Annotated in this window: 8 protein-coding genes; 6 read left to right on the top strand and 2 right to left on the bottom strand. The window is 64.0% G+C overall.

Annotated features, from left to right (window positions below):
• The first annotated feature begins 57 nt into the window (after window positions 1–57).
• Together VIE67_RS04415 and VIE67_RS04410 are read left to right on the top strand one after the other, a co-directional pair.
• Window positions 58–738 (top strand): response regulator transcription factor, encoded by a 681-nt coding sequence (locus VIE67_RS04415; RefSeq protein ID WP_332023657.1) that lies wholly within the window; start codon window positions 58–60, stop codon window positions 736–738.
• A 49-nt stretch (window positions 739–787) separates the two neighbouring features.
• Window positions 788–2095, top strand: a complete 1308-nt coding sequence (locus VIE67_RS04410) for a sensor histidine kinase (protein ID WP_332023655.1) — start codon at window positions 788–790, stop codon at window positions 2093–2095.
• 3 nt (window positions 2096–2098) lie between these two features.
• On the opposite strand, the gene VIE67_RS04405 is transcribed toward VIE67_RS04410, so the two are convergent.
• Entirely contained in the window at window positions 2099–3736 is a 1638-nt protein-coding gene (locus tag VIE67_RS04405) for an L-lactate permease (RefSeq protein WP_332023654.1), read from the bottom strand.
• 280 nt (window positions 3737–4016) lie between these two features.
• Here VIE67_RS04405 and VIE67_RS04400 point away from each other — a divergent pair, with 280 nt between their 5' ends.
• The 4 genes from VIE67_RS04400 to VIE67_RS04385 all read left to right on the top strand — a co-directional run bounded on the left by VIE67_RS04400 (window position 4017) and on the right by VIE67_RS04385 (window position 8987).
• Window positions 4017–5513, top strand: a complete 1497-nt coding sequence (locus VIE67_RS04400; RefSeq protein ID WP_332023652.1) for an FAD-linked oxidase C-terminal domain-containing protein — start codon at window positions 4017–4019, stop codon at window positions 5511–5513.
• Window positions 5514–5515: 2 nt separating this feature from the next.
• Window positions 5516–6580, top strand: a complete 1065-nt coding sequence (glcE, locus tag VIE67_RS04395; protein WP_332023651.1) for a glycolate oxidase subunit GlcE — start codon at window positions 5516–5518, stop codon at window positions 6578–6580.
• A 2-nt stretch (window positions 6581–6582) separates the two neighbouring features.
• Complete coding sequence (gene glcF, locus VIE67_RS04390) at window positions 6583–7845, top strand: glycolate oxidase subunit GlcF (protein ID WP_332023650.1); 1263 nt, start codon at window positions 6583–6585, stop codon at window positions 7843–7845.
• An 89-nt stretch (window positions 7846–7934) separates the two neighbouring features.
• Window positions 7935–8987, top strand: coding sequence for a fatty acid desaturase (locus VIE67_RS04385; protein ID WP_332023648.1), 1053 nt, complete (start codon window positions 7935–7937; stop codon window positions 8985–8987).
• A 21-nt stretch (window positions 8988–9008) separates the two neighbouring features.
• Here VIE67_RS04385 and VIE67_RS04380 read toward each other — a convergent pair.
• A partial coding sequence (locus VIE67_RS04380; protein WP_332023646.1) for a type I restriction endonuclease subunit R occupies window positions 9009–11516 on the bottom strand: 2508 nt, incomplete at its 5' end.

Here is an 11516-nt window from a genome sequence, read left to right as displayed (position 1 = left end):
ACTTGTCGGCCAAGGCGCAGCTATCGGCGCCGCTCACCGGCGTAAAGTAATCGCACCATGCTGCGCATCCTCCTCGTTGAAGACCAGCGCGATATCGCGGCGAACATCTGGGATTATCTGGAATTTCGCGGCTTCGTCATGGATCACGCCGCCGACGGCGCGAACGGTCTGCGCATGGCGCTGGGCGGTGTTTACGACGTGATCGTCCTCGATCTGGGCCTGCCCAAGCTCGACGGCATCGATCTGTGCCGCGCACTGCGCGAGGCCGGCCACAATACGCCGGTACTGATGCTCACCGCGCGCGATACCCTGCAGGATAAATTGATCGGTTTCGCCGAGGGCGCCGACGACTATGTCGTGAAACCCTTCGCGATGAAGGAGCTCGAGGCGCGCATCCGCGCACTCTATCGCCGCGGGCGTCTGCAGCACGGCGATCTGCTGCACGTCGCCGACCTGACCCTGGATCCGGTCAAGCTCACGGTCGAGCGCGCCGGACAGACGCTCAATCTGACCCGCGCCGGTTTCGTCCTGCTCGAAACCCTGATGCGGCGTGCGCCGAATCTCGTGCGCCACAACGATCTCGCGCATGCGCTGTGGGGCGAGGGCGGCGGCGATATCGCGACCCTGCATACGCATTTTTCCGTGCTGCGTTCGGCGATCGACCGGCCGTTCGAGACGCGCCTGCTGCATACTGTGCACGGTTTCGGTTATCGCATCGCGGAACACGCGGAGGCGTAATCCACACACGCAGGTTCGCTTCGCACTCGACACACGGGGTCGCAAAACCATGACGACGCGCGTCAAGCTCAGCCTGCGCACTCGTGTTGCGATCGCATTCGCCGCGCTCGGCTGCGTCGTCAGCATCTGTTTGGCGCTGATCGCGGTGCATTTCTCCGACGCTTACGTCAATCGCGTTGTCACCGAGATGCTGCGCGTCGAAGGCGAATTTCTGCGCGACCGCTATGCCGAGGACAGCCTCCCGCCGCATCCGCACACCCTGCATTTTTATACTTTTCTGCGCGCTCTCGACGCGCCGGGCGGCGCAATCAGCGCAACCGAAGCAAGTGTTGGCACCGTCAGTGACGTGCCGCCGGCGGAGATGGAAAAACTTGCGCCGGGCGGCCCCTACGAAATCGAAAGCGACGGGCCCGAACGCTACGTTTCGATTTACGACGTCGCCGGTCATCGTCTGTACGTGGTGCTCGAGATGGGTCTGGAAGGCGCACGCGAACGCCGCCTTATGCGCGACCTGATTGCGCTCGTGGTTTTCGGTACAGCGTTGTCGGCCTGGCTGGGCTGGTTCTGGGGCGGACGCGCGATCGACCCGGTGCGTCGACTCGCGCAGCGGGTGGATGTGCTCGAACCCTCGCGCCGCGGCGTGGTCGAACTCGCACCGGATTTCGCCAACGACGAAGTCGGCACGCTCGCCCAGGCGTTCGACCGCTATCAGCAGAAGCTCTACGAATACGTGCGCCGCGAGCGCACGTTCACCGCCGACGCGAGCCACGAATTGCGCACGCCGCTCGCGGTGATCCGCGGCGCGATCGAAGTGCTGATGGACGCGGGCAACTGCGATGCAGCGACCGCGACGCGCCTTAAACGCATACAGCGCGGCGCCGACGAATTGCGCGATCTGCTCGACGCACTGCTCGTGCTCGCGCGCAGCGACGAGGCCGAGGCCAACGAAGGCAGAACGCCCGATCTGGACGCGCTGGTCGGCGGCCTGCTCAGCGAACGCGCCGATGCGCTGCGCGAGAAGCACCTGCTGCTCGAACGCGAAGGCGTGCCCGCCGTGGCGATCGCCGCGCCGCAGAAGGTTCTGCGCGTGATCATCGGCAATCTGCTGCGTGCGGTCACCCAGTTCGCCGACGGCGGCATCCTGCGCGTGAAGGTGGCGCCCGATGCGTTCAGCGTCGCCCACGAGAGTGCCGTGCCCGCCGCGGATTCAAACAAGTCGGCGCGCGCCGCTCTCGACACGCGCGAATACGCGCTGGGCCTGGGCATGATCAGCCGCGTCTGCGAACGCTGGGGCTGGGCGCTGGACGAAAGCGTCGATGCGAACGGCGGACACGCTTTCGTCCTGCGCTTTAGTTGATCCTTACGGTGCCGGCGGCGGCAAGGTCATGCTCGCCGGATGCAGGAAATAGAAGCCGATCGCGATCACGATCAGATAAGCGAGCAGGATGAAGGTCCAACCCATATTGTGGCGGATCACGTCGCCTTCCCTGCGCACGAACTTGCTCGTCGACACGCCCACGCTCGCAGTCTGCGGCGCGATCGGCTTGCCGATCTCCGCGCCGACCGAGTTCAGGGTCGGCAGCAGCAGCGGCGGAAATCCGAGTTGCACACCGACCAGGGCCTGGAACTTGCCGAACATCGCATTCGTCGAGGTATTGGATCCCGACAGTGCTACGCCGATAAAGCCGAGGATCGGGGCGACGATGATGAAGGCCGTACCCAGGGTCGAGAAGCCTTTCGCCAGCGACGACGCCATGCCGGAAAAATTGAACACATAGGCGAGGCCGAAGATGAATACGCCGACCAGCAGCGCGCCCCACATCTGCTGGAAGGTTTTGCGGAATATCTCGCCGACCAGCTTGCCGTTCAATTTGCCGATCGCGGCGAGCCAGATCGCGACCAGAATCCACGAGGCCAGAATCGCGGTGCCGCCGACCCAGGGCGCGAACTTGAACGCGGCGGTGATATTGGTCTTGATTTCCGGCGCGCTCGCGACCACCTGGGTCGTGAACCAGGTGACTTTTGGCAGCGGCGACCACGGTCCGGTCCATGCGGTGACGACAACGAGCAGGATCACGAACGGCATCCAGGCCTGCAGCACGTCGGCCGGCTTGAGGCCGTGGTCCTCGTTGCCTTTCGCCAGCGCTGCGGCATCCAGCGGCACGCCGCCGTAGCCGAGCACGGTCTTCGGCTGCCAGAACTTGAGCAGCAGCAGCAGGGAGGCGAAGCAGACGATTGCGCCGGTCACGTCGGGCAGATACGGCCCGAGGTATACCGCGACCGGATACTGGCCGGCGATATAACCGAGCGAGCCGACCACGGCGAGCGGCCACGCGCTCAACATGCCCTGCTTGCCCGAGACGAGGTAGAGCAGCACCCACGGCGGCAAGAGCGCGAGCACCGCGACCACCGAACCGACCGAACCCGACAGCGCGAGCAGCGGATATCCGGTCACCGCCGCCAGCGCGATGATCGGTGCGCCGAGCGCGCCGTACGACACCGGCGCGTTGTTCGCGATCGCCGCGACGCGGATTGCGTTGAGATCGGAAATGCCCAGCGAAATCAGGATCGGCGCAACCACCGCCCACGGATAGCCGAAGCCGACCAGACCTTCGAGCAGCGCGCCGAATGCCCAGGCGAACAGCATCGTCTGCACGCGCACATCGAGACTGCCCTGCGCAATGAGCCAGCGCCGGAAATTCTCGAACAGGCCGGTCAGCGACAGGGTGTTGAACAGGATCAGGCCCCAGAAGGTAATCCAGTCCACGTTCCACACTCCGGTGGCCGAACCATTGAGATAGGCCTGCGTGCCGACATCGACCGGCATCTGCCACACCCACACGGCGAGCGCGAAGGTGAGAATCGAACCGGCGAGCACGGCAATCCATGCCGGTGTGCGGAACACCGCGAGCAGCACGAGCAGGAAGACAACGGGAATCAGGGCGACGAGACAGGTAAGCGTGAGATTGTTGAGCGGGTCGATCAATTGCGTGAACATGGTTTCTCCCTCGGCGTTGGGACGCGGGCGCTGCGGATTTTGCACCGCGGGCGCCGCGGCGCCAGTATATTTTTATATTTTGTGCAGAGCGACGTCCGCTGTCGTACCACCGTCCCCTGGTGCGCTGGAACCAAAGCTGCGCATGTATACCCCCACGCGGGCGACATGTCACCTGTCCGTTCGGCCAATTCCAGCGCTGCGGCTGCACGCATCGGCATTCCGGTTTAGGATGAAGCGTATCTGGCGATGACGCCGAAGCCCGCCCTGAGGCAGTGACGATATGAATCGGTCCGCCAATGCTGCAGCAGCGCCTGATTTGGCCGGACGGCAGCAGCAGCTTGCGCGCTCGCTCGGCGCAGTTTTGCCGGCCGCCAGCCTGCTGTTCCGCCCCGAGCAGACCGTGCCGTTCGATTGCGACGGCCTGGCCGCGTTCCGGCAGACGCCGCTGGCGGTCGCACTGCCGGAAACCGAACAGCAGGTGTGTCGGATTCTGCGCATCTGCCGCGAACTGCGCGTGCCGGTTGTCGCGCGCGGTGCGGGCACCGGGTTGTCCGGCGGCGCGATGCCGTGTGCCGACGGTATCGTGCTGTCGCTGGCGAAATTGAACCGCATCCTTGAACTCGACCCGGTCGCCTGCATCGCGCGCGTGCAGCCGGGCGTGCGCAATCTCGCCGTGTCGGAAGCCGCTGCGCCGTACGGCTTGTACTACGCGCCGGATCCGTCCTCGCAAATCGCCTGCACGATCGGCGGCAACGTCGCCGAGAATTCCGGCGGCGTGCATTGCCTCAAATACGGACTGACGATCCACAACGTGCTTGGCCTGCGCGGCTACACGGTCGACGGCGAAGCGATCACGCTCGGCGGCAGCATGCTGGATGCGCCGGGCCTCGACCTGCTCGCGCTCGCAATCGGCTCCGAAGGCATGCTGATCGTGGTCACCGAGGTCACCCTCAAGCTGGTGCCGAAGCCGCAGCTGGCACAGGTGGTGATGGCCTCGTTCGATGACGTGGTCAAGGCCGGCGACGCGGTCGCGGCGATCGTTGCGGCGGGCATCATTCCGGCGGGGCTCGAGATGATGGATCGCAAGGCGACCAATGCGGTCGAACCGTTCGTCAAGGCCGGCTACGATTTGCACGCCGCCGCGATCCTGCTTGCCGAATCCGACGGCACGCCCGAGGAAGTCGCCGACGAAATCGGCGAAATGGAACGCGTGCTCAAGGCGGCCGGTTCGATCGCCTGCACGGTCTCGCAATCGGAAAGCGAGCGTCAACGCTTCTGGTCGGGCCGCAAGAACGCGTTTCCCGCCGCGGGCCGCGTCTCGCCCGACTATTACTGCATGGACGGCACGATTCCGCGCAAGCATCTGGGCCACGTGCTGCGCGCGATCGAGCGGATGGAGGAAAAGTATACTTTGCGCTGCATGAACGTGTTCCATGCCGGCGACGGCAACCTGCACCCGCTGATCCTGTTCGACGCCAACCAGCCTGGCGAATGGGAACGCGCGGACCGCTTCGGCGCCGATATTCTCGAACTCTGCGTCAAGCTCGGCGGCACGATCACCGGCGAACACGGCGTCGGCATCGAGAAGATCAATTCGATGTGCGTGCAGTTTTCTGCGGCCGAGTGCGCGGCGTTCTTCGGCGTCAAGCACGCCTTCGATGCGCACGATCTGCTCAATCCGGGCAAGGCGATTCCAACGCTCGCGCGTTGCGCGGAATACGGACGCATGCATGTGCATCGCGGCGCGTTGCCGTTCGCCGACTTGCCGCGCTTCTGACAGTGGACGCAGCGCTGGCCAATCTGCGCGAACGCATCGTCGCTGCCAATAAGACGCGGACGCCATTGCGCCTGCGCGGCGCCGGCACCAAGGATTTCTATGGCGAAGCGCTGGCCGGCGAAATCCTCGACACGCGCGAGCACGCCGGCATCGTCAATTACGAGCCGTCCGAACTCGTGATCACCGCGCGCTGCGGCACGCCGTTGTCCGAGATCGAACGCGCACTCGCGGCGCAGGGACAATTCCTGCCGTTCGAGCCGCCCGCATTCGGCGGCGATCCGACCATCGGCGGCGTGGCCGCCGCCGGACTGTCCGGCCCGCGCCGCGCGAGCGCAGGTGCGCTGCGCGATTTCGTGCTTGGCGTGGCCTTGCTCGATGCGCAAGGCGAGCTGCTGTATTTCGGCGGCCAGGTGATGAAGAACGTCGCGGGTTTCGATGTCTCGCGCCTGCTGTGCGGATCGCTCGGCGTGCTCGGCCTGATCGCCGAGGTCTCGCTCAAGGTGCTGCCGCGGCCGCGTGTAGAAACGACCCTGCGTTTCGAATGCAGTGCCGCGCAGGCATTCGAGCATTGCAATCGCTGGCGTGCGCAAGCGCTGCCGATTTCGGCGACATCCTGGTACGCGGGTAGCCTATGTGTGCGCCTGTCGGGATCGGCCAGCGCGCTGCGCGCCGCGCGTGCAACGCTCGGCGGGGAAACACAGGACGCAGGCCAAGCGCAAGCATGGTGGCAGGATTTGCGCGATCAGACGCATGCGTTTTTTCACCACGCGCGCGGCGCTCGTCTGTGGCGTTTGTCGCTGCCGGCGACGGCGGCTCTGGAGATTTCCGGCGGCGATCTGCTCGAGTGGTCCGGCGCCTTGCGCTGGCTGTGGAGCGATGCGCCGGCCAGCGCCATCCGCGGCGTCGCGGAAAAGCTCGGCGGCACGGCGACGATCTGGCGCGGCGTACGCGATGCGTCGATGTTCCATCCGCTTGCGCCGCTCAATCTCGAATTGCACAAGCGGCTGAAGACGCAGTTCGATCCGCACGGCATCTTCAATCGCGGTCGACTGGTCGCGGAGTTCTGAGCATGGAGACGCATCTCGCCGACTGGATCAAGGGCACGCCGACCGGCGCCGAGGCGGAATCCATTTTGCGCACTTGTGTGCATTGTGGATTTTGCAACGCGACCTGCCCAACCTATCAATTGCTCGGCGACGAGCTCGACGGGCCGCGCGGACGCATCTATCAGATCAAGCGCATGCTCGAGGGCGAAGCACCGAGCCGTTCGACCCAGCAGCATCTGGATCGCTGCCTGACCTGCCGCAATTGCGAAACGACCTGCCCGTCCGGCGTCGAATACGGGCGGCTGGTCGATATCGGCCGCGCCGCGGTCGACGAGCGCGTGCGCCGGCCCTTGCGCGAGCGCCTGCAGCGCGCAGTGTTGCGTGGCGCGCTCACGCGACGCTGGATTTTCGATCCGCTGACCCGCCTGGGCCGCACACTGCGTCCGCTGATGCCGGCAACCTTGCGCAGCAAGCTGCCGCCGCTGCGCGCCGCTGGCGCGTGGCCGAGTCGAACGCAGGCGCGCAAGGTGCTGCTGCTCAACGGCTGCGTGCAGCCGGCATTGATTCCGGCGATCGATGCCGCGACCGCACGTGTGCTCGACGCAGTCGGCGTCGAGGCGATCGTCGAGTCGCGCTCCGGCTGCTGTGGCGCTATCGATTTTCATCTGAGCGCGCAGGTGCAAGCGCAGGAGCACGCGCGGCGCAATATCGATGCGTGGTGGCTGCATATCGTCGAAGGTGGCATCGAGGCGATCGTCATCAATGCCTCGGGTTGCGGCGCGATGGTCAAGGACTATGCACATCTGTTGCACGACGATCCGGCATACGCGGAGAAAGCGCAGCGCGTCGTCGCCTTGACGCGCGACCTGGCCGAATATCTGCCGACGTTGCTGCAGCCGTTGATCGCGAGTAAACCAATCGTGTTACCGGATAATCTTCGCCGAGTCGCTTTCCATCCACCGTGCACCTTGCAGCATGCGCTGAAGATCCGCGGCACGGTCGAAGCCTTGCTCACGGCGTTCGGCGCGGAGCTCGTGCCGGTGCAGGAGGCGCATCTGTGCTGCGGCTCGGCCGGCACCTACTCGATCCTGCAGTCCGAGCTATCCGTACGCCTGCGCGAACGCAAGCTCGACAACCTGCAGCGCGAACGGCCGGCGATGATTTTGTCGGCGAATATCGGCTGCCTGTCGCAGCTCGAAGGCGCGGCCGCGGTGCCGGTGCGGCATTGGATCGAATGGATCGATACGGTATTGCACGACAGTCAAACGCGACACCAGAGTGTCTGACCTTGCGCCCAATTTCACCCGGCACTAACACGCTTCAGGGTATAGTTGCTGACCGCGCAGCGCTTAGGGGCGCACAAGGGAACGCGACAATGTCAGCCAGCGATGAAAACGCAAGCCCAGCGAGTGATGTCTCGCGCTGGCGACGCAGGCTGAGCGGCTACCGCACGCCCAACGCAGGGCGCGGTGTCTACGAACTCGCGATCACCGCAATACCGTTCACCCTCGCCTGGGTGCTCATGTACTGGGCGTTGACGCGCGGGCACATCTGGCTTTACCTGCTGCTGGCCTTGCCTGCCGCCGGTCTGCTGATCCGTCTTTTCCTGATTCAGCACGATTGCGGCCACCGCGCCTTTTTTGCGAACCGAAGAGTCAACGACTGGGTCGGTCGCGCGATCAGCGTGGTGACCCTGATGCCCTACGATCATTGGCGCCACGGTCACGCGATTCATCACGCCACCTCCGGCAATCTCGCCCAGCGTGGCGTCGGCGATGTCGATACGTTGACGGTCGCCGAGTATCTCGCGCGTACGCGCTGGACGCGACTGCGCTATCGCGCCTACCGGCATCCGGCCGTGATGTTCGGCATCGGCCCGGTTTTTCTTTTCGTGTTGCAGAGCCGCCTGCCGGCGGGCCGCATGCGCGACGGATGGCGGCCGTGGGCGAGCACGATGGGCACCAATGCCGCAGTCGCCGCCGTGATCGGCCTGCTGATCTGGGTCGTCGGTGTGCAGACGTTTCTGTTGGTCCACGCACCCATCATGCTGCTCGGCGCCACGATCGGCGTGTGGCTGTTTTACGTGCAGCATCAGTTCGAGCGCACGTACTGGGCCAAAGGCGAAACCTGGAACGTGCACGAAGCCGCGCTGCACGGCAGCTCACACTACGATCTGCCGCCGGTGCTGCGCTGGTTTACCGCCAACATCGGCATGCACCATGTGCATCACCTGTCCAGCCTGATTCCGTACTATCGCCTACCCGACGTGCTGCGCGATCACCCCGAGCTGCGCGATGTCGGTCGCCTGACCCTGCTGCAAAGTTTGAAGTCCGTGCGCTTGGTGTTGTGGGACGAAGAGAGTCGGCGGCTGATCTCTTTCAAAGAGCTGCGGCTGGGTGGACGGTTGAGGCTCGCGCAAGCTGCGTGAAGCTGCCGCAGTAAATATGGGTCACGCGCGTTCGGACACGGTCCAATCCGCACATAGCAACTCCGCCTGCCGAAGCACCGTCTGCATGGCCGCATCCTGAAGGTCCGGCGGATAGCCGTACTTGTTGAGAATACGTTTCACGAGCACGCGGATTCTCGCGCGGGCGCCTTCGCGGTACTGCCAATCGATCGTGGCACTGCTGCGAACCTTCGTGATGAGTTCGGTCGCAATGACTTTCAGCTTGTCATCGCCCATGACCTGGCGCGCGCTGCCGTTGGTCGCGAGCGCATCGTAGAACGCGACTTCATCATCGCTCAAACCGAGTTCGGCGCCGCGCTTGTTTGCGGCTTCCATTTCCTTCGCAAGCTTGATCAACTCATCGATCACTTCCTGCGTCGCGATCGCGCGGTTGTGATAGGCATTGAGCGCTTTCTTGAGTTTTTCGCTGAACAGTTGCGACTGGACGAGATTGTGCTTTGACTGCGTCTTGATCTCGTCCTTCAGCAGTTTCGCCAGCAGCTCTGCTGCGACATTCTTGTACTTGAGCCCACGCACCTCGGCGAGGAATTGGTCGGACAGGATGCTGATGTCCGGCTTCGGCAATCCCGCAGCGGTGAAGACATCGATCACCTGTCCATCGGCGACGATGGCCTTGGAGACCAGCTGGCGCACGGCTGCTTCCAGCTGCTCGGGTGTCTTGCGATTGGCCGTCTCCTGCTTGTTGAGCGCGGCTTGTACGGTCTGGTAGAAGGAAATGTCATCGCGGATTGCGGTTGCTTCTGTGCTGGCGGCGCACAGCGCGAATGCGCGTGACAAGTCGGTGACGACCTGGACGAAGCGCGGCTTGCCGTTTTCCTGTTCGAGAATGCGTTCCTGCGCCGCCGGGATCAGCGCGAGGCGCTCGATCGGCGTGCCCGTCGTCCATTTCGACCAGTCGCAGCCGTGCAACATGTCGCCCGCGATGCCGTGTTTTTCCAGCATCACCGCAATGGCCTGGGCGATGTCGTAGGTCGGGTCGCCCTTGCCGCCGCTTTCGGTGTAGGTCGCCAGCGCGCGTTTCAACTGATCGGCAAGGCCGAGGTAATCGACGACCAGGCCGCCGGACTTCTGCCGGAACACGCGGTTCACGCGCGCGATCGCCTGCATCAGACCGTGGCCTTGCATTGGCTTGTCCGCATACATTGTCTGCAGGTTCGGCGCATCGAAGCCTGTCAGCCACATGTCGCGCACGATCACGATGCGGAATGGATCTTTAGCGTCCTTGAATCGGTTCGCGAGTTTGCGGCGCTTGTCCTTGCTGCGAATGTGCGGTTGCCATGCAGGCCCATCGGCGGCGCCGCCCGTCATCACTACCTTGACGATGCAGTCCTTGCCTTTCTCCGCTTCGGCGGTGTCTTCCTTTGTGCTGGCCCATTGCGGTCGCAGCTTGATGATTGCGTCATGCAATTCCACGCAGATGCGCCGGCTCATGCACACGACCATCGCTTTGCCACCGGTCGCCTCAAAGCGCTTCTCGAAATGCGTCACGAGGTCGGCGGCGATGATGGCAATACGCTTGGGATCGCCGACGAGTGCTTCGAGCGCGGCCCATTTGGTCTTGAGCTTCTCGCGACTCGTCTGTTCTTCGCCCTCGGTGATCTCATCGAACTCCGCATCGAGTTCCGAGAGCTGCGCCGCGTTCAAGCCGAGCTTGGCGATACGGCTCTCGTAGTAAATGGGTACCGTAGCTTTGTCCGCGACCGCGCGCTGGATGTCGTAAATACTGATGTAATCGCCGAACACCGCACGCGTGTTGGCATCGGTTTTCTCGATTGGCGTACCGGTGAACCCGATGAAGGATCCGCGAGGAAGCGCATCGCGCATATGCCGCGCCAAGCCATCGATCAGATCGTATTGGCTGCGATGCGCTTCGTCGGCGATGACGACGATATTTCGACGCATGCTCAGCGACGGCATCTTCTCGCCCTTCTCGGGCAGGAATTTCTGGATCGTCGTGAACACCACGCCGCCGCTCGCCACGGACAGCAATTCGCGCAGCTTGTCGCGGCTGGCTGCCTGCACCGGCATCTGGCCGAGAATATCGTGGCAACGCTGGAACTGACCGAACAACTGGTCATCGAGATCGTTGCGATCAGTGAGCACGACCAGCGTCGGGTTTTGCATCGCCGGCTGGCGGATGATGCGCCCGGCGTAGAACAGCATCGAAAAACTCTTGCCGCTGCCTTGGGTATGCCAGACCACGCCGGCGCGGCGATCTCCCGGCTGGCCACCGTGCATACGACCGGCCCAATATTCGCCACGTTCTTCGGCCGAGCGCATGCCGCTCGCGCGCAGCGTTTCCTCCACCGCCGCGTTCACTGCGTGAAATTGGTGATAGCCCGCGATGATCTTGTGCAGCGCGCCGCTATCGGCGTCTTCCTCGAACGCGATGAAATGCTGCAGCAGGTCGAGAAAACGCCGGCGCTCAAACACGCCGCGCACCATCACTTCAAGTTCCAGCATCGACTTCGGCGCGTCGCGCTCGCCCTC

The organism is Rudaea sp. (assembly GCF_036560865.1).
Classification (GTDB): Bacteria; Pseudomonadota; Gammaproteobacteria; order Xanthomonadales; family Rhodanobacteraceae; genus Rudaea.
This window is presented reverse-complemented; position numbering and strand designations above follow the sequence as displayed.